Origin of the sequence: Pseudomonas sp. Q11, from assembly GCF_024494355.1 — a bacterium.
GTDB classification, from domain to species: Bacteria; Pseudomonadota; Gammaproteobacteria; order Pseudomonadales; family Pseudomonadaceae; genus Aquipseudomonas; species Aquipseudomonas hefeiensis.
In genome coordinates, this window is the sequence record NZ_JAKNQY010000003.1 from 124911 (window position 1) to 146215 (window position 21305).

Here is a 21305-nt window from a genome sequence, read left to right on the forward strand (position 1 = left end):
GCAGATCGCGCTTTTGCTTCTAACTTGCAGCTTGCCGCTTGGAGCTTGCCGCTTAAACTTTCTTATAAAGCTGACTGCCTTCCTTCTTGAACCGCTCAGCCTGCTCCGCCAAACCCTGGGCGACGTCCACATCCACCGCTTCAATACGCTGGTTGGCCGCGTATTCGCGCACTTCCTGGGTGATTTTCATCGAGCAGAACTTCGGCCCGCACATCGAGCAGAAATGCGCGACCTTGGCCGAATCCTTGGGCAGGGTTTCGTCGTGGTACGAGCGGGCGGTGTCCGGGTCCAGGCCAAGGTTGAACTGGTCTTCCCAGCGGAACTCGAAACGCGCCTTGCTCAAGGCGTTGTCGCGGATCTGCGCGCCTGGGTGGCCTTTGGCAAGGTCGGCCGCATGGGCGGCGATCTTGTAAGTGATGATCCCGGTCTTGACGTCATCCTTGTTCGGCAACCCCAAGTGTTCTTTCGGGGTGACGTAGCAGAGCATGGCGCAACCAAACCAGCCAATCATCGCCGCGCCGATACCGGAGGTGATGTGGTCATAGCCCGGGGCGATGTCGGTGGTCAGCGGGCCGAGGGTGTAGAACGGCGCCTCGTCGCAGCACTCGAGCTGCTTGTCCATGTTCTCCTTGATCAACTGCATCGGCACATGGCCCGGGCCTTCGATCATGCATTGCACGTCATGCTTCCAGGCGATCTTGGTCAACTCACCGAGGGTTTCCAGCTCACCGAACTGCGCTTCGTCGTTGGCGTCGGCAATCGAACCCGGACGCAGGCCATCACCCAGCGAGAAGCTGACGTCGTAGGCCTTCATGATTTCGCAGATGTCTTCGAAGTGGGTGTAGAGGAAGTTCTCTTTGTGGTGCGCCAGGCACCACTTGGCCATGATCGAACCACCGCGGCTGACGATGCCAGTGACGCGCTTGGCGGTCAGCGGTACATAGCGCAACAGCACACCGGCATGAATGGTGAAGTAGTCGACGCCCTGCTCGGCCTGCTCAATCAGCGTGTCGCGAAACAGCTCCCAGGTCAGATCTTCGGCCGCGCCACCGACTTTCTCAAGGGCCTGATAGATCGGCACGGTGCCGATCGGAACCGGCGAGTTGCGGATGATCCACTCGCGGGTTTCGTGGATGTGCTTGCCGGTGGACAGGTCCATGACCGTGTCCGAACCCCAGCGAATGCCCCAGGTCAGCTTCGCCACTTCTTCTTCGATGGACGAGCCCAGTGCGCTGTTGCCGATGTTGCCGTTGATCTTCACCAGGAAGTTACGGCCGATGATCATCGGTTCCAGTTCGGTGTGGTTGATGTTGGCCGGAATGATCGCGCGACCCCGAGCGATTTCGTCACGCACGAATTCCGGGGTGATGACTTTCGGCACACTGGCACCGAAGCTGTGGCCGGCGTGTTGCTGGTCCAGCAGGCCGGCGGCGCGGGCCACTTCCAGCTTCATGTTTTCGCGGATGGCGACGTATTCCATCTCGGCGGTGATGATGCCTTTGCGCGCGTAGTGCATCTGGCTGACGTTGGCGCCGGGCTTGGCACGACGCGGGTTGTTCACATGGGCAAAGCGCAGTTTGGTCAGCTCGGGATCGGCCAGGCGTTCCTGGCCGAAGTTGGAGCTCAGACCCGCCAGGCGCTCGGTGTCGCCACGGGCTTCGATCCACGTTGAGCGCACATCGGCCAGGCCTTTGCGCACGTCGATAATCACGTTCGGGTCGGTGTACGGGCCCGAGGTGTCATACACCACGACCGGCGCGTTGATTTCTCCGCCGAAGTCGGTGGGGGTCACGTCGAGGCTGATTTCGCGCATGGGCACGCGAATATCCGGGCGACTGCCCTGGACATAGATTTTTTGCGAGCGGGTAAAGGGCTGAACCGATTGCTCATCGACCTTGGCCGAATCACTGAGGTTGGTCGCGTTTTTTGATTTTGTCGTCATCACGGGCTCTCCAGACACACATCCAGGCGGTGGATTTTTGTCGGAGCGAACCTGTAACGAATGGACGCGTCCCTGCACGAGAGTGCGGACGCTGTGCTTGCTGCTCGAGGATGCTCGAAGATCGAAAGTCGATTGTCGAACAACATCCCGGACGAAGCACAAGAGGACTCGCCGGGTGACGAGAAATCTTGTTCCCTACGCAGGCGCTAACCTGATCAGGTTCAACGGGATCCGAAATTATTCGATCTCAGCCTCATAGCAAGGCACCCCGACAAGAACCCGGCCAGTCTAGACACAACCACCGCAGAACGCCATCGCGACGGCAAAAGGCGTGATGAATGGCGCATATACAGGATTGTTGCCATGGGCCAGCGCAACTACACTCGCTACGCCGCGCCTCTTGTGCGCAATCATTTGAGAAGTAGTGCTCTGTTTCGCAGATACGCTCCTTTTTGGCGAGTGGCTGTTGTTGCCAGACAAGGCGATGCGACGAGTCATAGCCCGCTATGGCGAGGAGCGGCAACGCCGTATGGCGACAACAGACACCGTCAAAAAGGAACAGTATTTGTGAGACAGAGCACTTCGGAACGCCTCATGCTGCGCAAACTCTCACTGGCCCTTGCCGTGTCTTGTGCGTCCAATGGAATGGCCTGGGCTGCCGAAGCGCCCTTGACCACCAAAACCGATCTGGTGAGCGTGTATCAGGAAGCGGTGGACAACAACGCCGACCTGGCCGCCGCCCGTGCCCAGTACGGCGCCCAGAAAGAAGTGGTGCCCCAGGCGCGCGCCGGGTTGCTGCCCAACCTGTCGGCCGGTGCCGACCTGAACAACACCCGTACCGAGCTCGACCAGCCAGCCATGACCGCCACCCGTAGCGGTACGGTCTACCAGGCCACGCTGTCCCAGCCGATTTTTCGTGCCGATCGCTGGTTTCAGTTCCAGGCGGCGAAGTCGGTCAACGAACAAGCGTCGTTGCAACTCTCGGCCACTGAACAGAACATGATCCTGCAAAGCGCCGAGAGCTATTTCGCCGTACTGCGCAGCCAGGACAACCTGGCCTCGACCAAGGCCGAGGAAGCGGCGTTCAAGCGTCAGCTCGACCAGTCCAACGAGCGCTTCGATGTGGGCCTGTCGGACAAGACCGACGTGCTGCAATCCCAGGCCAGCTACGACACCGCGCGAGCCAACCGGATCCTGGCCCAGCGTCAGGTCGACGATGCCTTCGAAGCCCTGATCACCCTGACCAACCGCCAGTACAACTCGCTCCAGGGCATCGTCCACACGCTGCCGATCCTGCCGCCGGCACCGAACGACGCCAAGGCCTGGGTCGATACGGCCGCCAAGCAGAACCTCAATCTGCTGGCCAGCAACTACGCCGTCACGGCCGCCGAGGACACCCTGCGTCAGCGCAAGTCCGGTCATGCCCCGACCCTCGATGCGATCGCCCAATACAAAAAAGGCGACAACGATGGCCTCGGTTTCACCAACCCCAGCCCCACCGGCCAGCGTTATGGTGGCGATGCCGAGCAACGCACCATCGGCCTGCAATTGAGCATCCCGATCTACAGCGGCGGGCTGACCAGCTCTCAGGTTCGCGAATCCTATTCGCAACTGACTCAGACCGAACAGCAGCGCGAGGCCCTGCGCCGGCAGGTGGTGGAGAACACCCGCAACCTGCACCGGGCCGTGAACACCGATGTGGAACAGGTCCAGGCCCGACGCCAGTCCATCATCTCCAACCAGAGCGCAGTAGAAGCCACGGAGATCGGTTACCAGGTGGGCACGCGCAACATCGTCGATGTACTCGATGCCCAGCGTCAGCTGTACACCTCGGTGCGCAACTACAACAACGCCCGCTACGACTACATCCTCGACAACCTGCGGCTCAAGCAGGCAGCGGGCACTTTGAGCCCGTCGGATTTGCAGGACCTGTCGCGCTATCTCAAACCCGACTACAACCCGGACAGGGACTTTTTACCGCCGGATCTGGCGCAGGCTGCGGCGGAGCAACTGCGCTCGCGGCCGGCGCAGTAGGAGCTGTGTAGGAGCTGTCGAGTGCAACGAGGCTGCGATCTTTTCCCAGACACTTGAATCCCAAGCAAAAGATCAAAAGATCAAAAGATCAAAAGATCAAAAGATCGCAGCCTTCGGCAGCTCCTACGGGCCAGGCCAGCGATTAGTGTCCGGCGATCAACCGCCCCAACCCGTCCAGCAACCGATGCAACGCGCCCTGATTGGTGCGCATCACCGCAAGCCCCGCCTCAGTCATGCGCTGGGCATCGCGGGGCAGCTCGAACAGGCGCTGTACCGCCAGGGCCAGGCTTTCGGCGTCTTCGACTTCCGTCAGCGCCCCGGCATCCCGCAGTTGCGTGGCGATTTCAAGGAAGTTGAACAGATGCGGCCCGCTGAGCACCGGTTTGGCCAGTGCCGCCGGCTCCAGCAGGTTATGGCCGCCGTTGGGTACCAGACTGCCACCGACAAAAGCGCTATCGGCCAACGCGTAGAGAAACAACAGTTCGCCCATGGTATCGCCCAGCAGCACCGACGTCTGGGCAGTGACCGGCTGTGCGCTGGAACGCCGGACCGTGGCGAAACCTTCGCTTTCACACAATTGATGCACTGAATCGAAACGCTCGGGATGGCGCGGCACCAGGATCAGCAACGCATCGGGATAGCTGGCGAGCAACCGACGGTGGGCGGCCAGCACCACCTCATCTTCGCCTTCATGGGTACTGGCGGCGATCCACACCGGGCGCTCCGTCGCTTGCCACTCACGGCGCAAGGCGCTGGCGTTTTCCAGCAGTTGCGGGTCAATGGTCAGGTCGAACTTGATCGAACCGGTGACCTCGACGGTTTGCGCCCGGGCACCCAACTGACGGAAACGCTCGGCCTCGGCTTCAGTCTGGACAGCGAACAGGCTCATCTCGGCGAGCATCGGCCGGGTGAGTTTGGGCAAACGTGCATAACCGCGTGCAGAACGCTCCGACAGTCGTGCGTTGGCCAGGGCAACAGGAATGCCGCGCCTGGCGCATTGATGAATGTGGTTGGGCCACAACTCGGTTTCCATGATCACTGCCAGCACCGGGCGAACCCGGTCGAGGAAACGGTTGGCCGCACAGGGCAAGTCGTAGGGCAAATAGCAATGCTGGATGCGTGGCTCGTTGGCGAACAACGCCTGGATGCGCTCGGAACCGGTGGGCGTCATGCAGGTGACCGTGATCGGCAACTGTGGATAACGTTGCAGCAAGGCGCGGATCATCGGCGCGGCGGCAATGCTCTCGCCCACTGACACGGCGTGGACCCAGATGCCTCCCGGCACCATCACCGGCAAGCCCCAGGAAAAACGCTCGCCGATGCGCCGCGCATAGGCCGGCGCCTTGCGGGCCCGTAACCAGAGCCGAATCGCTACCAGTGGCAGCCCCAGATAAAACAATGCGCTATAGAGAGTTCTGTTCATGGCGGCGGAGTTTATCGGTTTTTCAGCCGATCGCCTGCAACTGCACGGCAAAACGTTCCGCCAACCAGCGCGCGGCCGGGCCCAAAGGCTCGTCGCGACGCCAGACCAGTTCCACCACCAGGGCCGGCGGGGTCCACTCGCTGTTGAGCTCGACCATATCCCCCTGGTACGCCGGGTACTGCACCACATGCCGTGGCAACCACGCCCAGCCCAGGCCGCTCCTCAGCCATTCGGCCAAGACGTAGAAACTGTCGGCGCGCCAGACCTGCGGACTGGCCTGTTCACTCCCAGGGTAGACACTGGACTGAGTCGCCATGAGCAATTGCCGATGCCGGGCCATTTCCAGGCAGGTCACGTAATCATGGCTTGCCAGTGGATGGCCCCGGCCGCAGACCGTAACCATCTCGACGCTGCCCAGCACCCGGCGCTCCAGCGCCTCGGGGATCTGGTCGTGATAAAACAACAACCCCAGGTCAGCGCGGCGGTCCACCAGTTTGCGCGCCACATCGCCTTGCGCGGCGCTGGCCAGTTGCACCTCGAGGGTCGGGAACCGCTCGGCCAAGGCCGCCAGGCTGTCGATGACAGGCTGGTAAGGCATCGCCTCATCCTGAGCCAGGCGCAACATCGCCTCCTGACCGCGCATCAGGGCCAGGGCCCGGCCATTGAGACGCTCGCACTGGCGCAGCACTTCCCGCGCTTCTTCCAGCAAGGCCGCGCCGGCTTCGGTGAGCTTCGGCTGACGGCCACTGCTGCGCTCGAACAGCGTCACGCCCAGGTCGGTTTCCAACAACGCAATCGCGCTGCTAATGGCCGATTGAGCCTTGCGCTGGTCCCGCGCCATGGCGGAAAACGAACGTTTCTCGGCGACACCGACAAACAACCGCAGTTGATCCAGATTCCACTGAACACTCATGGCGCAACCTATCTCGTATACAGATAGGTAATGACTTTACCCCATCTGACCGCGCCCTAAAATGTCGACATCGAAAGACACCCCTTCAAGAGGATTTTCGCCTATGAACGCTTACTACTACCTGGCCATCGCCATCTGCGCCGAAGTGATCGCCACCGTGTCGATGAAAGCGATCAAAGGCTTGAGCACACCCCTGCCTCTGCTGCTGGTCATCACCGGCTACGGCATCGCATTCTGGATGCTGACCCTGGTGGTGCGCACCGTCCCGGTGGGCGTGGCGTATGCGGTCTGGGCCGGGATGGGTATCGTCATGGTCAGCGTGGCGGCGCTGTTCATCTACGGGCAGAAGCTGGACGTCCCGGCAATGCTGGGGATGGCGTTGATTGTGCTGGGGGTTGTGGTGATTCAACTTTTTTCCAAAACTGCAGGGCACTGAAGCTGCAAGCTGCAAGCTGCAAGCTGCAAGCTGCAAGCTGCAAGCTGCAAGCAAAGGCTATCCCTCTTGCTTGTAACTTGCAGCTTGAAGCTTGAAACTTGCCGCTTCATTTCCCGCGAGGTCGCTGCATGCCATCCGTTATTTCCACCGACGTTCTGATTGTCGGCGCCGGAGTCGCCGGCCTCTGGCTGAATGCGCGCCTGCGCCGCCAGGGTTTTTCGACCGTGCTGGTGGAAAGCGCCAGCCTCGGCGGCGGGCAGAGCATCAAATCCCAGGGCATCATCCATGGTGGCGCCAAGTACGCCTTGCACGGTGCCCTCACCGGAGCCTCGGAAGCCATCGCCGACATGCCGCGCCGCTGGCGCGAAGCCCTGAGCGGCGAGGGTGAACTGGATCTGTCCGGCGTGCGCCTGCTGTCCGAAGCTCATTACCTCTGGTCTCCCGGCACCCTGGCCGGCAACCTCACCAGCTTCTTCGCCAGCAAGGCCGTGCGCGGGCGGGTCGATCAGGTCAAGGGCGAGCAACTGCCGCCGGCCCTGCAAGACAAGCGCTTCAAGGGCAAGGTCTATCGTCTGGCCGAACTGGTGGTGGACGTCCCCAGCCTGCTTGCACGGCTGGCGGACCTGGCCGGCGATGGTTTACTGGCCGGGAAAGATATCGAGCCATTGCGCGAGGGCGATGAATTGATTGGCCTTAAGGTTGATGGCCGCGAGATCCGCGCCCAGCGCATCGTCCTCAGCGCCGGGGCCGGTACTGCCGACCTGCTCAGCGCCCTGGGCCTGGAGCAACCGGCCATGCAGCGCCGGCCGTTGCACATGGTGCTGGTCAAGGGACCGAGCCTCAAGCCACTTTACGCCCACTGCCTGGGCGGCGGGCCGAAGCCACGCATCACCGTGACCACCCACCCGGCCGTCGATGGCCAATGGGTCTGGTACCTGGGCGGCGACATCGCCGAAGCCGACGGCGTGGCTCGCGAGCCCGCCGCGCAGATCGCCACCGCTCAGAAAGAGCTTGGCCAATTGCTGCCCTGGGTCGACCTCAGCACCGCACAATGGGCCACGCTACGGGTCGACCGCGCCGAACCGCTGCAATCGGCCTTGACCCGCCCGGACAACGCTTTTCTCGCCGAACAGGATCGCCTGTTGGTGGGCTGGCCGACCAAGCTGGCCCTGGCCCCGGACTTTGCCGATCGAGTGATCGCCACACTGCAACGTGATGGCATCGCACCCAGCCATCCGGCGCCACTGCCGGACCTGCCGAAACCGCCCATGGGCGTGCCTGCCTGGGAGCAACTGCTGCCATGAGCCAACCGACCCTGCACGACTTGCATCGCCCGCTGGGCAATAACGGCCCGCTGGTTTCCCCCCTGGGCCTGGGCACCGTCAAGCTCGGCCGCGACCAGGCGGTCAAATACCCCAACGGTTTCCAGATTCCCGATGACGACGAAGCGCGCATGCTGCTCAAACTGGCGCGCGAGCTGGGCATCAACCTGATCGACACCGCGCCGGCCTATGGCCGCAGCGAAGAACGCCTGGGCCCGTTGTTGCGCGGCCAGCGTCAGGATTGGGTGATTGTCAGCAAGGTCGGGGAAGAATTCAGTGACGGCCAGTCGCGCCACGACTTCAGTGCCGCCCACACCCGATTCTCAGTGGAACGCAGCCTCAAGCGCCTGGAAACGGACTACATCGACCTGGTGCTGGTGCACTCCGACGGCAACGACCTGGCGATCCTCAACGACAGCGAGGTCTACCCGACCCTGGCGGCGCTCAAGCGCGAGGGCAAGATCGGCGGCTTCGGTTTTTCCGGCAAAACCGTCGAGGGCGGTTTGAAAGCGCTGGAGCAAGGCGATTGCGCGATGGTCACCTACAATCTGAACGAACGAAACGAGAAGGCTGTCATTGACTACGCAGCCGAGCATGGCAAAGCGATTCTGGTGAAGAAAGCCTTGGCCAGCGGCCACGTCTGCCTGAACCCTGGTGTGGACCCGGTCCGGGCCAGCTTCGAACTGTTGTTTGAGCATCCCGGTGTCGCCAGTGCTATTGTCGGCACCATCAATCCGCTGCACCTCGCCCATAACGTCGCGACCGCTGCCAAGGTCCTTCGTAGAAACTGACGCCGCCCTGCGCGGCATTAAGCAGGAGCCGACATGCCGCGTACGCTCATCAGAAAAAATCCCAGCAACTTCAAGACTCTGCCCCTGTTCGTCGAAGCGACACCCGAAGGCCTGACTTACCAGAGCGTCGGGATGCCATTGAATTTTTCCCAGACCCTGCAGCGGCGCCGTCCGGTGACGGTGGACGACGCCGAGCGTTTTTCCCTGGAGCTGGCGAACCTGGGCGTCTCGGTGCGCCTGACCCTGCACTGGCAGAACCGCGACTATTGGGTGCTGGTGCGCCAGCGTCGACAGGACCGCGGCGATGTGGTGCTCAAGCTGATTTCCGGTTATGTCCCGGCCCATGAGCTGAACCTGCCGCTGCTCACCGCCATCAGCGAAATTGCCGAAGAATGCCTTCTGGAAACCCCCGAGGGCTGGCTTGGCGGACGTTTCAATGACACTTGGTTGCCCGCGCCCTACGCCACCGCCCTGCATTATCGAGAAGCCTTGCCGTTTCGCCTGACGCCACTGTCCGGCTCGGCCCGCCCGGTGCGCAGTGCCAACCTGCAACTGATCGAGCGGCCACGGGCCTACGTGCATCTGCCGACGGCCTCGCTGCAACTGATTTACGATTTGCGCCTGGATGTGCCCAAGGAAGCCAAGTCCCTGAGCCTGTTTCATGTGGATGAGCGCCTGGAGGGAGAGCAACTGGTGGCGCGCCTGGACCGAAAGCGACCCGATCTGTACCTGATGCCGCTACAGGACGGGCAACCCTTGCCCGAGCTGTATACCTTGAAGAAGGATCAACTGTACCCGGCCAGCACCCGTGGGTTGTACCTGGCGGAGAGTTTCGCCAAACAGGACGGTTGGCTGGTACGAGACGAGCGGATTCGCTGGAAGGACTGGCTGCGCCAGCAGGGGTTGACGCCACCGGGCAAGGAGTCGGGCCTGACACGCTTGAGGGGCAAGGCCCGGCAATTGCTCAAGAAGATCGTACCGCGCAAGGTGGCTCGTTAACGTCATCGAGTTGATGATGGGCCCTGGGGGCGAGCCTGCTCGCGATAGCGATGTGTCAGCCAAATCGAGGCTGACACAACGCCATCGCGAGCAGGCTCGCTCCCACAGGTTGGCGCCTTGCCTGACACATTGCCACCAGCAAAGGCTCAATGATTGCGGATTTTTTCCACAATCGCCGTCGTCGAGCTGTTTTCTACCAGCCCCAACACCTTCACGGTGCCGCCGTAGGCCGCGACGATGTCCGCTCCCACAACCTGATCGATCCCGTAGTCACCGCCCTTGACCAGCACATCCGGCTTGACCTCGCGCAGCAGGTTTTCCGGCGTGCCTTCGCTGAAGCTGATCACCCAGTCCACCGCGCCAAGACCGGCCAGGACCGCCATGCGCCGATCGACGCTGTTGATCGGCCGCCCCGGCCCTTTGAGACGACTCACGGATGCATCGTCATTGACCGCGACGATCAGGCGATCGCCCTGGGCCCTGGCCTGCTCGAGATAGGTCACGTGGCCGGCATGCAGGATGTCGAAGCAGCCGTTGGTGAACACGATCGTCTCGTTGTGGGCGCGGGCGTCGTCAACAGCCAGCAGCAGCTGCTCCAGGCCCAGCACGCCCCGCTCGGAACCTTCTTCGCGCTGGATCGCGCGACGTAGCTCCGGGGCGCTGATGGCGGCCGTACCGAGCTTGCCGACGACAATGCCCGCCGCCAGGTTCGCCAGGGCCACCGCATGGGGCAGTTCCTCGCCGGCGGCGATGGCTGCGGCCAGGGTGGAGATAACGGTATCGCCGGCACCGGTCACGTCGAACACTTCACGGGCACGAGCCGGCAGGTGCAGCGCTGGATGATCAGGGCGCAGCAGCGTCATGCCATGCTCACCACGGGTCACCAGCAAGGCGCCGAGGTCGAGGTCTTGCATCAGTTGCGCGCCCTTGCTGACCAGTTCGTGCTCATCGGCGCACCCGCCGACGATGGTTTCGAATTCGCTGAGATTCGGCGTGATCACACTCGCGCCGCGGTAGATCGAGAAATCCTTGCCCTTGGGGTCAGCCAGTACCGGAATGCCACGGGCACGAGCGGCCTGGATCAGTGCCTGATGGTTTTTCAACGCCCCTTTGCCGTAGTCCGACAACACCAGCACCTTGACGCCTTCGAGCAGGTTATCGACCTCAGCCCCGAGGGCCAGGGGGTCGGTGGCGAACGGTTCTTCGAAATCGATCCGCAACAGTTGCTGGTGACGGCTCATGACCCGCAGCTTGACGATGGTCGGCTGGTGCGCAACGCGCTGGAATATCGCCCGCACGCCTGCGCCATTGAGGCTGTTGGTCAGGCTGTCGGCGGCTTCGTCGTCACCAGTAACCCCCACCAGGGAAGCCGGCGCACCGAGGGCGGCGATGTTCAGGGCAACGTTGGCGGCACCACCGGGACGGTCCTCGATGTGCTCGACCTTCACCACCGGAACCGGCGCCTCAGGGGAAATCCGTGAGGTACCGCCATGCCAATAGCGGTCGAGCATGACATCGCCGACCACCAATACAGGGGCTTGATCGAATCGCGGCATGGACAACTTCATGGAGCATCCCACATACAAAATGAACAGGGCCGCGATATTAGCACAGGGTTGAGGAAGGCTCTTGCATGGCTGTAAGCGGATGCGACAGCAGTTCTGGAGTCAGCGCTGTAGCAATGCCCACAACCGCTCGCAAGCCTCGCTCAGCGCCAGGTTGCCCGTGTCGATATCACAATCAGGTTCCAGGGGGGCTTCGTACGGGCTGTCGACGCCGGTGAAATTTTTCAACCGTCCGGCACGGGCTTCCCGATAAAGCCCCTTGGGATCACGCCGGGCACAAATCTCGAAAGACGTGCTGACATAGACCTCAAGGAAAGCTCCCTCGGGAAACAACTTGCGTGCCGCTTCGCGGTCGGCGCGAAATGGCGAAATGGCCGCAACGATGACAATCAGTCCGGCTTCGACCATCAGCCGTGCCACTTCGGCGATACGCCGGACGTTTTCCTTGCGGGCTTCAGACGTCATGCCCAGGTCGCTGCACAAACCTCGGCGCAAGTTGTCGCCATCAAGCAGGCAGGTATGAAGGCCATTGCCGTGAAGCCGTACTTCCAGCGCATTGGCCAGTGTCGATTTTCCCGCCCCGGAAAGTCCGGTCAACCATATGCATCGCGGTTGCTGGGATTTGATCGCCGCCCGGGCCTCGGGAGAGATCGAGAGCCCACGCGGGTGTTGTAGCGACATCTTTACAGTCCCATCCATAGCCGAGCCTCTCGCGAATATTGGAATCGCGGAAAACCGAAATCAGGCGAAGGCACCTTTCGTCACATCGTCGGTGCCATCGATGAAATCCTTCTCATGCAAGCGGGCGTATAGACCGTTCAGTGCCAACAACTCTGAATGAGTACCTCGCTCGACAATACGCCCCTTGTCCATCAACAGAATCAAGTCAGCCTTCTCGATGGTCGACAAACGATGGGCGATCACTAGCGTGGTGCGTCCCTTCATCACTTGATCCAGAGCCCCCTGGATGTGGCGCTCAGACTCGGTGTCGAGGGCCGAAGTGGCCTCATCCAGTATCAACAGGGGAGCGTTCTTGAGCAGGGCCCGAGCGATCGCCAGGCGTTGACGCTGACCGCCGGAAAGCAGGACACCGTTTTCGCCCACCAAGGTGTCGTAACCCTGAGGCATTTGCTCAATGAATTCGGCCGCGTAGGCGTCTTCGGCAGCCTTGCGCACGTCTTCAAAGGGAGCGCCAGCGAGGTCACCATAGGCGATGTTGTTGGAGACGCTGTCGTTGAACAACGTAACCTGCTGGGTCACCAGGGCAATGTGACGACGCAGGTTGGTCAGTTTGTATTGCTCGACGTCCAAACCGTCGAGCAGGATCTGACCTTTGTCATGATGATAAAAGCGCGGAATCAGGTTGGCCAAGGTCGACTTGCCGCTGCCTGAACGCCCTACCAGAGCGATCATTTGCCCTTCTTCGGCGCTAAAGGAAATGTCGTCGAGCACGAGCTTTTCGGTGCCTGGATACTGGAAGCTCAGGTTGCGCACCTCCAGGCGACCGTTTACACGAGCGATTTCCTGAGTCCCCGTATCCACTTCCGGTTCTTCGTCGAGCTGCTCGAAAATACTGTCCGCTGCCGCCAATCCTTTCTGGATCGTGGCGCTGACTTCCGACAGTTGACGAATAGGCTTGGGCAACAAACCCGCAGCAGTGATGTAGGCGACCAGTTCACCGGCAGAAGCATCGCCGCGAAGATAAAGCACCAAGTACATCAGTACGGCCATACCAATATAAATCACCAATTGCAGCATCGGCGTATAGATCGACTGGGTGCGGGTCATGCCCAGGCTGCGGTTCATGTTGTCGGCACTGGCCTTGTGGAACCGTTCGATTTCGTAGGTTTCACCGCCGAAACTGCGAACTACACGGTAGCCCTGGATCGTCTCCGAAGCCACGTGAGTCACATCACCCATCGCCACCTGTATTTTCTTGCTCTGCTTGCGAAATTTCTTGCTCGCGCTACTGACCATCAACGCGATGAAAGGCAGGATCGCCAGCAAAACGAGGGTCATTTTCCAGTTGCTATAAAGCAGGTAACCGAACAGGAATACGACGGTCAGGCCTTCGCGGATCACCACTTTGATCGCATCGGTGGCGGCACCGGTGACCATGGTCACGTTATAGGTGATACGGGAAATCAGGTGGCCCGAGTTATGGTTGTCAAAGTAGCGGTTAGGCAGGGTCAGCAGGTTGTCGAACAGAGCACAACGCAGGTCATGAACCACGCCACGGGCGACCTTGGCCAGGTAGTAGTTACCTAGAAATGAGCCTATGCCTTGGTAGATCGCAATAAGCACAATCAACAATGGTACGCCGAGCACCAGTGAAATCCCCATGAACTGGGTGTCACTGGGCTTTTGCAAAGCGTCGAGAAAGTGCTTGAGCATGTCCGCCAGCATCGGTTGACTGGATGCGAACAGCACGAAGCCGATGATACTGATGGCAAAAGCCCCCCAGTAGGGGAGCACGTATTTCAGCAACCGCAGGTAAATCTTCATGCTCGATTGCTGGTCGGGATTGGCCATTCGGTGCGCCTCGGACATTTGAAAAGAGAGACAAGCTGCGGATTGTAACAGCGAACCCATTACAACACCGGCTCAGTCAGGACGACCGCCAGAAGCGCAGAGACAGTGTTCGCATTAGCGCCGCAGGCATCAAGAAACGGAAGCGCTTTGCTTGGCGTCTGTAATTCCCGTGTTCCCACGAGCAGCCAATACGATACTCACGGCGATCGGCAGCCACGTGATCAACCAGTCCGCGTTGGGTTTGAGCCAGAGGCCAATGCCATCAGTCAGTAACGATGCCCCGGAAAAAACCCAAAGAGCCAGCAACATTTGCCCCAGCGGTTGCGCGCGCGAAATCCAACCACGCCAGCCAACCGCCAACCACAGCCATCCGAATAACAGTAAACCAGGAACACCAAGACGCACGCCGATATCCAGAAAGAGGTTATGGGGATGCTTGAATGCACGTCCGATTTCGGAAACAGGGATGAGATAGTCGTGGGATCCCAACCCCAACGCCCAGTGTTCCAATATCAACTGAACACCGCCGCGCCAAAGCTCTGGACGAAAGGAAACACCTCGCTGGAGAAGGATCTGTGGCTTGAATAGAGCAATAGATGCCACGCCCAGGATTACCAGAAAGATCAACGCGGCCCCCAAGCGTGACGGTCGCGCCACCCCCATTACAAATAGACAAGCCAACAAACCGATCCACACACCGCGAGTCTGGCTAAAGCCAAGGAACAGGGCATACCCCAGGGCCGGAATCAGCAACAACACCATTACGCGGGGACTGAAGCGCTTGGTCTGAAACGTGAAGGCGCCAATAATAGCCAAAGCCCCCACTGCATGTGCGGCCATGATCGCCGAGTCCCACAAGCCTATGGCAATCACCCGTGCTTCCAATGGCTTGGCTGACAGTTGATAAAAGTAGACCCACGAAGCCGCAGCAAAAAAACCACCGACAATCGATGCGTATAGCAGCATGGACTCGAACCGCCACTGGCGATTCTGTGCAGCCAACAATACGCCCAGCAGGCTTAGCGCAGCGTAAAGCGTCACCTTGCTTTTGCCGAAGACGTCATCCCCCCCCTCCAGCGTCAATACCAATAGTGTCCAGGCCACAAATAAGATGAAGAGCAGACATTCCGGCTGCCTGAGTAATAAGCGAAAATCCCGACGAAACAGTGCCAACAGGGCGGGTAGCCACAACAGGAAAATCAACATCTGGTGATACAGCTTGTTACTCGGCAGTACCCACGCCCCACATAGCAATATCAAGAATCCGATTGATGCCCACAGCGTCAGTACATCTTTGTCGATGAACCTTCTCACTGCTGCTAGCACTCGGTTTTCCCCAGCATTCTGTTAGCGACCCGCTGCAACTGGGCTTTGTCGGCACTCTTCCAGCCGCCCTTGATGCAGTAGTGTTCAGAGAGGTAGTGAAGGAAGTTACGCCTCAACCGATCATTAAGCGGCCATTGCGGAAACGCGCGCGCCAGCTCCATTAGCTGCTGGGCATTATCGGCGTGCATCACCAACCCCTCGATATTGAAGAACGCCTGGCCCAAGGTCAGCACCGGCTTGCCCAAAAGCAAAGCTTCAAGGCCTACCGTTGAGTTCAGCGTGACCACAAACTGACTGGCCTCGATCAGTTGCTGGGTGGGGTTGCCATTGGCGAACAACAGGTGAGCGTGAGTGCGCTCATGCAACTCGGGATAATACTGGCGGCTGGATGGATGTTCTTTGAAGACCACTGTCAAACCGGTCTCGTTGGCCAGGCGCTCACCCAGGGCAAACATCTCCCGCATGTTGCGAACCCAAGGAGAAAACAACCGAACCTGACTGTCGCGGTCATCCTGAAACGGAATAAAGATGAATTGCTCAGGTAATACTATCGGGGGAGGGCCGCTGGCACGGGGTTTACGAGGGATCAGTACAGGCGCTGACTGGTCGTCAGGTACCGAATAAGGATAATTGAGGTAAAAATCGGCCTCACGCGGAACGGTGTTGAGGAAGTTCACACCCTGGGGGTCAACCGTTGTGGTATCGGGTAACAAGCCATTCTCGAAGAAAAACGTCTTGCACCCAGGCGCAGCCAACGCCATTAGCAACTGACAGTATCGATGAGCTCCATTCCAGAATACCAGCACGTCGGGGCGCTCACGGTCGAGCAAGGCCTGGACACGCAACGCAACCCAGAGGAGTTCAAGACGTAACAATAAGCGATACAGGCGACCGGTATTCTTATTCTTGACGCGTCGCTCCTCGCATTTCCTTTCGATCAGGTCCGGGCTGTCAATTTGCGAAAGCACCCTGGATATTCGTAAGGATCTCGGCCAGGGCATCTCTGGAGGAGTAACGACTGTACCTTGTAGCTCGGTCTCATTAAGCAATCGATTGAAATAAAGACCCTGATGTTTGGCCAGGGAAATGAACAGCATTTTCGTCATAGGGTGTCCAGAAAGTAGGCCGCATTCACCTGCCAAAGTGTTCCATAACCACCGGGCGACCAGTCCGCAGACATTAACATCCTGTTATTCACCGGCCCGCGCATAGGAGGGTAACAACATGAATCAAAAATAATTACTCGGTGACAGTGCCGGACGACCCAGCAAACAGGGGCATGCCCCCCCTGAAAATTGGCACGACTATACCACAGCGGTTTTTTGCAGCATGCACACTGCGGTAACATACTTGGCTGCCTACCACGGGCATGCCTTGGAGCCTTGATGCAAACGCTCGATCACATTTCTTACCTCAGCATGCGCGAAGATGCTGACGTTCTCGAAGCCGACGGTAAAGGCGACAAAGTTCTGCGCCTTGCCGATGGATCGATACTCAAGCTATTTCGCCGCAAACGCCTGCTGACCTCTGCCCTCTGGGCACCCTACGCCAAGCGCTTCGCCGACAACTGCAGCGTACTGCAAGAACGTAAAATCGAGTGCCCAAACATTCGGCAGATTTATCGCATCCCCAGCATCGAACGCGACGCGGTGCATTACGACCCATTGCCTGGGCTAACGCTTCGTCAGTTGCTAGGGGTTGAGGGCAATGACGATCTTCGCGCACGGCTGGGCGAGTTCATTGCCAGCCTACATGAGCACGGCATCTACTTCCGCTCCGCACACCTGGGCAACGTGGTATTGACGCCCCATAACACGCTTGGGCTGATCGATGTCGCAGACCTGCGCTTCCAGGGCAAGCCACTTCGCAAGAGCCTTCGCCTGCGCAACTTCAAGCATATATTGCGCTATCGCCAGGACCGCGAGTGGCTGCTCCAGGACAAGCAATTCCTTGAGCACTACCTGAACAGTCAGCAGGTTTGCAACGAACATGAGTTGAACCTGGTGCTCAACCCCTAAGCTCCTCCAGACCCCGGTGTCAGCCAGCGGCGGCCAACCTGAAGGTCTCGAAGTTACACGCGGGGTCGGCGCCGCGGAGCAGGTCATCGACCAACTGAGTGGTTTTCAGCAACCCTTGGGAACCGTGCACCAGATGGTAATCAGCAAAACGTCGGGCTTGGGCCGAATGGCGTTGGTAATCCTGCTCAAGCGCTTTCAACTGCCGGGAAAAGCCCTGTTCATCGCTCACTTGGGGCCCGAAAAACAACGAGTGAGAAAAAATATCCACATCGCTGCCCGCATTCACGTGAATCACTGGCCGGCCCGCCAGACCTGCCTCAATACCCGCATTGGACATGATATTGATGACGACGCTGGCCTGCGCCAGAGCCTGGGCCAGTGAACACTGGGTATCCAGCAACTCGATGTTGGCAAACTGCGCAGCGGCATCGCTCCAGAATTTTGCTTTGCTGCGAGGGTGGCGCTTGAACAGCAACCGATAGTCCGGATTATGTCCAGCCCAATCGCGCAGCAACCGATAGGTGTCCTGATAACCCGATTCTTTCTCCCGGTCAGGGCCAACCCCCAGAATCAATAACATTTTAAGAGCAGGATCAGCGACCGGCAGATCATAAGTTTCATCCGCAAGGTAAGAGCCGACCAACACCACCGTCGACTCACCGAACCGCAATCTTCGCTCTTGCAATGCAACCAGCGAGCTACGACCAAAAACACCGTAATAGTCGTAGTCGTTCATGCCCAGCCGCCCTGAAGATTCCAAGGTTGTGGCATGAGCCAGTTGTAGCAGTCGAGCCCCACGTGCAGCCAGCGCCAAACGCAAGAACGGGGCATGAAGGCTACCGTTGCGCTCATTGATCAGTAACTTGGGTGAATACGTCATCACCAGCCACTGGGCGTGGGCAGCGTATGCCAGATAACGCAGCGGTACAGACTGCGGTGGCGCCATGAGCATACGTCGGGCACAAGCATCCGACGGTGAGCGCAACGCTGCCTCTGACAGAAGATGCCCCCGGCTGCGTAGGGCTCTGATCAGAATATTCTTGCGTTGCAACGCCATGGATTTGGGCGCCGAATGCAGCAACAACACGTCACAGGGCATGGCGACAACCGAATCGTTCAAACATACCCTTGCGCGCATACCGAGCGCGAACTCCACCAGCGCATCACGACCCAGCCGTAGCAGGCTGGCGAAGCGACCATGGCGCTGGCGCAGCAATTTCCAGCGATATCGGTCCAGCTCACGCGCCTTTTGTGCCCAGCACCCTTGGTCTTGGAACACATCTTCGCCAGGGCACGGCGAATTCACTTGAACAACAACCGAATAGCCTTGCGCGTATAGGTCCAGCGCGTGAGCGAGCGAACATCGGTACGCACGGCTTGAATATAAAAAGCCTTGGCGTTGACATAATCACCAGCACTGTAGCAAGCGCGGAACAGCGACAGACAGCGTTGAGCCAGGAAAGCCCGGCGCAGATCCTGCAGTTCTGGCAGGCGCGTCGGAGAAAAGACCTCGTCAACCATCCCCACGCCAGCCGCCAGGGCTTGCTTGAGGTCATGCCGCATGCTGTCGTCATGTTTGTGGATCAGCGCCAGCGGCGCATCGAGCACACTGCACGGGAAACCCGCCAGCACCTGGGCAAACACTGGAATATCTTCGACACAGCGTAAATGTTCCGGGTAATTGCCCGGCGCGAATACGTCTCGATGCATTGCACAGGCACCGTTGGACAGCGATACCGTCTTGTCCAGCAGATAACCACGTACACGCTCGCGCGGGGTGGCGGGCAAGGGTTGTACGGCGTGCAGGACACGACGACCATCAGCGAATACCGACCAGTGGCCACCGATAATCAGGCGGCTGGTGGGATTGCTGGAGATATGCCGAGTCAACGCAGCCAAAGCACCCGGCGCCATCTCATCGTCGGCATCAAGGAAAATCAGGTATGGCCCACGAGCCTCCTCGATCCCACGATTACGTACCGAGGACAAACCACCATTGGGCTTGCGCAAAACCCGAAAGCAACCGGCATGCTCAACTTGGAGTTGTTCCAGGACTTGTGGCGTTGCATCAGTAGATCCATCATCGATTACCAGCAACTCCGCCTGAGCATCGTGCAGTTGCCCCACCACCGAGTTCACCGCACGAGGCAAGGTATCGGCGTAGTTATAAGCAGGGATGACGACACTGATCAAAACCTCAGTCATAAACATCTACCCCGTCTTTGACCACCAGAATATCTTCCATGATCAGGTATTGCAGGTCGGAGCCAAAGAACATGTTCAGTGCGTCCGTAGGCGAGCAGATCATCGGTTCGCCACGGCGGTTGAGTGAGGTGTTCAGGGACACGCCGTTGCCGGTCAGTACTTCCAGGGCCTTCATCATGTCGTAATAGCGTGGGTTGTATTCACGCTTGAGTACCTGGGCCCGGGATGTGCCGTCTTCGTGGACGACTTCCGGCACGCGGGTTTTCCATTCTTCGGCCACTTCGAAGGTGAACGTCATGAACGGCGCGGGGTGATCGACCTTGATCATCTGCGGTGCGACCGTATCGAGCATCGACGGGCAGAAAGGCCTCCAGCGCTCGCGGAACTTGATCTGTTCGTTGATGCGATTGGCCACGCCGCTGGCGCTTGGGCAACCGATGATCGAACGACCGCCCAAGGCACGCGGGCCGAACTCCATGCGCCCCTGGAACCAAGCCACCGGGTTACCGTCGACCATGATCCGGGCGATGCGCTCGGGGGTATTGTCGATCTTGCGCCACACAGGTTTGCTCGGATGACGGGCGCACGCGGCGATGACGTCTTCGTTGCTGTAGGCCGGGCCGAGGTAGACGTGTTCCATCTTCTCTACCGGCACGCCACGGGCGTGGGACACATAAGCTGCCGCGCCCACCGCGGTGCCGGCGTCGCCGGAAGCCGGCTGCACGAACAGTTCCTTGACGTCGTCACGGGCGATGATTTTCTGGTTCAGCTTGACGTTCAATGCGCAGCCACCGGCGAAAGCCAGCTTGCCGGTTTCCTTGAGCACGTCGCCCAGATAGTGGTCGATCATCTGCAGCGCAAGTTTCTCGAACAGCGCCTGCATGCTGGCCGCGTAATGGATGTACGGCTCGTCGGCGATGTCGCCTTCGCGCTTGGAACCGAGCCATTCGATCAGCTTCGGCGAGAAGTAGAAGCCTTTGCCCTTCTCTTTATAGCGACGCAGGCCGATCACGTTGGCGTAGTCGGTATTGATCACCAGTTCGCCGTTTTCAAACGAGGCCAGGCGTGAGAAGTCATACTTGCTGGCATCGCCGTAAGGCGCCATGCCCATGACCTTGAATTCACCGTCGAGCATTTCAAAACCGAGGAACTCGGTGATCGCGCCGTACAGGCCGCCCAAGGAGTCCGGATCGAAGAATTCCTTGATCTTGTGGATCTTGCCGTTTTCGCCGTAGCCGAAGAAGGTCGTGGCGTATTCGCCCTTGCCATCGATGCCCAGGATCGCGGTTTTCTCCTGAAAACCGGAGCAGTGATAGGCGCTGGAAGCGTGGGCCAAGTGGTGCTCGACCGGTTCGATCTTGATTTTTTTCGGATCAAAACCCAGCTGCTCCAGGCACCAGACGATCTTGCGGCGATAGCGCTTATAACGACGGTTGCCCATCAGGATCGCATCGAGGGCGCGATCCGGGGCGTACCAGTAACGCTTGGCGTAGTGCCAGCGCGCTTCGCCGAACAGGCTGATCGGCGCGAACGGGATCGCCACCACATCGACGTCGGACGGCTTGATACCGGCCTGTTCCAGGCAGAACTTCGCCGACTCATAGGGCATGCGGTTCTTTGCATGTTTATCGCGTACGAAGCGCTCTTCCTCGGCCGCCGCGATCAGCTTGCCGTCGATGTACAGCGCTGCGGAAGGATCATGGCTAAGGGCGCCGGACAGGCCAAGAATCGTCAATGCCACAGGGGTCTAGCCTCTTAATGTCTGTATGCGGGCGACAAGCGCCTCGAAAAATGGATGT

Annotated in this window: 17 protein-coding genes and 1 riboswitch; of the genes, 6 read left to right on the forward strand and 11 right to left on the reverse strand. The window is 59.6% G+C overall.

Annotation, left to right across the window (positions count from 1 at the left end):
- Positions 1-52: 52 nt before the first annotated feature.
- On the reverse strand, positions 53-1942 hold the full coding sequence (gene thiC / locus MA884_RS04790) for a phosphomethylpyrimidine synthase ThiC (protein ID WP_256229300.1): 1890 nt from the start codon (positions 1940-1942) through the stop codon (positions 53-55).
- A 175-nt stretch (positions 1943-2117) separates the two neighbouring features.
- Positions 2118-2223, reverse strand: a riboswitch (TPP riboswitch).
- A gap of 313 nt (positions 2224-2536) precedes the next feature.
- Between thiC and MA884_RS04795 the strand changes: the two genes are divergently transcribed.
- A complete protein-coding gene (locus MA884_RS04795; protein ID WP_256229301.1) occupies positions 2537-3976 on the forward strand; it encodes a TolC family outer membrane protein in 1440 nt (479 codons plus the stop codon).
- Positions 3977-4118: 142 nt separating this feature from the next.
- Here MA884_RS04795 and waaA read toward each other — a convergent pair whose 3' ends face one another.
- Together waaA and MA884_RS04805 are read right to left on the reverse strand one after the other, a co-directional pair.
- A complete protein-coding gene (waaA, locus tag MA884_RS04800; RefSeq protein ID WP_256229302.1) occupies positions 4119-5399 on the reverse strand; it encodes a lipid IV(A) 3-deoxy-D-manno-octulosonic acid transferase in 1281 nt (426 codons plus the stop codon).
- A 22-nt stretch (positions 5400-5421) separates the two neighbouring features.
- Entirely contained in the window at positions 5422-6312 is an 891-nt protein-coding gene (locus tag MA884_RS04805) for a LysR family transcriptional regulator (RefSeq protein ID WP_256229303.1), read from the reverse strand.
- A 103-nt stretch (positions 6313-6415) separates the two neighbouring features.
- On the opposite strand from MA884_RS04805, the gene MA884_RS04810 reads away from it, so the two are divergent.
- The 4 genes from MA884_RS04810 (at position 6416) to MA884_RS04825 (ending at position 9860) form a co-directional block, all read left to right on the forward strand.
- Entirely contained in the window at positions 6416-6748 is a 333-nt protein-coding gene (locus tag MA884_RS04810) for a multidrug efflux SMR transporter (protein WP_256229304.1), read from the forward strand.
- Positions 6749-6876: 128 nt separating this feature from the next.
- Positions 6877-8052, forward strand: coding sequence for an FAD-binding oxidoreductase (locus tag MA884_RS04815; protein WP_256229305.1), 1176 nt, complete (start codon positions 6877-6879; stop codon positions 8050-8052).
- Complete coding sequence (locus MA884_RS04820; protein WP_256229306.1) at positions 8049-8861, forward strand: aldo/keto reductase; 813 nt, start codon at positions 8049-8051, stop codon at positions 8859-8861. Before MA884_RS04815 ends, MA884_RS04820 begins: the two co-directional genes overlap by 4 nt.
- 33 nt (positions 8862-8894) lie before the next feature.
- Positions 8895-9860, forward strand: a complete 966-nt coding sequence (locus MA884_RS04825; protein ID WP_256229307.1) for a metal ABC transporter ATPase — start codon at positions 8895-8897, stop codon at positions 9858-9860.
- Between the two features lie 146 nt (positions 9861-10006).
- Here MA884_RS04825 and hldE read toward each other — a convergent pair whose 3' ends face one another.
- The 5 genes from hldE to MA884_RS04850 form a co-directional block, all read right to left on the reverse strand.
- A complete protein-coding gene (gene hldE / locus MA884_RS04830) occupies positions 10007-11428 on the reverse strand; it encodes a bifunctional D-glycero-beta-D-manno-heptose-7-phosphate kinase/D-glycero-beta-D-manno-heptose 1-phosphate adenylyltransferase HldE (protein ID WP_047225895.1) in 1422 nt (473 codons plus the stop codon).
- A 99-nt stretch (positions 11429-11527) separates the two neighbouring features.
- Positions 11528-12106, reverse strand: a complete 579-nt coding sequence (gene cysC, locus MA884_RS04835; protein WP_371134733.1) for an adenylyl-sulfate kinase — start codon at positions 12104-12106, stop codon at positions 11528-11530.
- A 60-nt stretch (positions 12107-12166) separates the two neighbouring features.
- Entirely contained in the window at positions 12167-13957 is a 1791-nt protein-coding gene (msbA, locus tag MA884_RS04840) for a lipid A export permease/ATP-binding protein MsbA (RefSeq protein WP_371134734.1), read from the reverse strand.
- 129 nt (positions 13958-14086) lie between these two features.
- A complete protein-coding gene (locus MA884_RS27965; RefSeq protein ID WP_256229311.1) occupies positions 14087-15283 on the reverse strand; it encodes an O-antigen ligase family protein in 1197 nt (398 codons plus the stop codon).
- Positions 15277-16389 (reverse strand): capsular biosynthesis protein, encoded by a 1113-nt coding sequence (locus MA884_RS04850; protein ID WP_256229312.1) that lies wholly within the window; start codon positions 16387-16389, stop codon positions 15277-15279. Before MA884_RS04850 ends, MA884_RS27965 begins: the two co-directional genes overlap by 7 nt.
- A 279-nt stretch (positions 16390-16668) precedes the next feature.
- On the opposite strand from MA884_RS04850, the gene MA884_RS04855 reads away from it, so the two are divergent.
- Positions 16669-17301, forward strand: coding sequence for a toluene tolerance protein (locus tag MA884_RS04855; protein WP_256229313.1), 633 nt, complete (start codon positions 16669-16671; stop codon positions 17299-17301).
- Positions 17302-17320: 19 nt separating this feature from the next.
- Here the strand turns inward: MA884_RS04855 and MA884_RS04860 are convergent, their stop codons facing one another.
- The 3 genes from MA884_RS04860 to MA884_RS04870 form a co-directional block, all read right to left on the reverse strand.
- Entirely contained in the window at positions 17321-18517 is a 1197-nt protein-coding gene (locus MA884_RS04860) for a capsule biosynthesis protein (protein ID WP_256229314.1), read from the reverse strand.
- 86 nt (positions 18518-18603) lie between these two features.
- A complete protein-coding gene (locus MA884_RS04865; protein ID WP_256229315.1) occupies positions 18604-19506 on the reverse strand; it encodes a glycosyltransferase family 2 protein in 903 nt (300 codons plus the stop codon).
- Positions 19499-21247: a carbamoyltransferase gene (locus MA884_RS04870; RefSeq protein ID WP_256229316.1), complete on the reverse strand. Its 1749-nt coding sequence runs from the start codon at positions 21245-21247 to the stop codon at positions 19499-19501. The genes MA884_RS04865 and MA884_RS04870 overlap by 8 nt, the downstream gene beginning before the upstream one ends.
- Between the last annotated feature and the right edge of the window lie 58 nt (positions 21248-21305).

What these genes read in the sequence shown, in the direction of transcription:
- thiC (WP_256229300.1), bottom strand. Translation starts at nt 1,942, where the DNA reads ATGACGACAAAATCAAAAAACGCGACCAACCTCAGTGATTCGGCCAAG.
- MA884_RS04795 (WP_256229301.1), top strand. Translation starts at nt 2,537, where the DNA reads ATGCTGCGCAAACTCTCACTGGCCCTTGCCGTGTCTTGTGCGTCCAAT.
- waaA (WP_256229302.1), bottom strand. Translation starts at nt 5,399, where the DNA reads ATGAACAGAACTCTCTATAGCGCATTGTTTTATCTGGGGCTGCCACTG.
- MA884_RS04805 (WP_256229303.1), bottom strand. Translation starts at nt 6,312, where the DNA reads ATGAGTGTTCAGTGGAATCTGGATCAACTGCGGTTGTTTGTCGGTGTC.
- MA884_RS04810 (WP_256229304.1), top strand. Translation starts at nt 6,416, where the DNA reads ATGAACGCTTACTACTACCTGGCCATCGCCATCTGCGCCGAAGTGATC.
- MA884_RS04815 (WP_256229305.1), top strand. Translation starts at nt 6,877, where the DNA reads ATGCCATCCGTTATTTCCACCGACGTTCTGATTGTCGGCGCCGGAGTC.
- MA884_RS04820 (WP_256229306.1), top strand. Translation starts at nt 8,049, where the DNA reads ATGAGCCAACCGACCCTGCACGACTTGCATCGCCCGCTGGGCAATAAC.
- MA884_RS04825 (WP_256229307.1), top strand. Translation starts at nt 8,895, where the DNA reads ATGCCGCGTACGCTCATCAGAAAAAATCCCAGCAACTTCAAGACTCTG.
- hldE (WP_047225895.1), bottom strand. Translation starts at nt 11,428, where the DNA reads ATGAAGTTGTCCATGCCGCGATTCGATCAAGCCCCTGTATTGGTGGTC.
- cysC (WP_371134733.1), bottom strand. Translation starts at nt 12,106, where the DNA reads ATGTCGCTACAACACCCGCGTGGGCTCTCGATCTCTCCCGAGGCCCGG.
- msbA (WP_371134734.1), bottom strand. Translation starts at nt 13,957, where the DNA reads ATGGCCAATCCCGACCAGCAATCGAGCATGAAGATTTACCTGCGGTTG.
- MA884_RS04850 (WP_256229312.1), bottom strand. Translation starts at nt 16,389, where the DNA reads ATGACGAAAATGCTGTTCATTTCCCTGGCCAAACATCAGGGTCTTTAT.
- MA884_RS04855 (WP_256229313.1), top strand. Translation starts at nt 16,669, where the DNA reads ATGCAAACGCTCGATCACATTTCTTACCTCAGCATGCGCGAAGATGCT.
- MA884_RS04865 (WP_256229315.1), bottom strand. Translation starts at nt 19,506, where the DNA reads ATGACTGAGGTTTTGATCAGTGTCGTCATCCCTGCTTATAACTACGCC.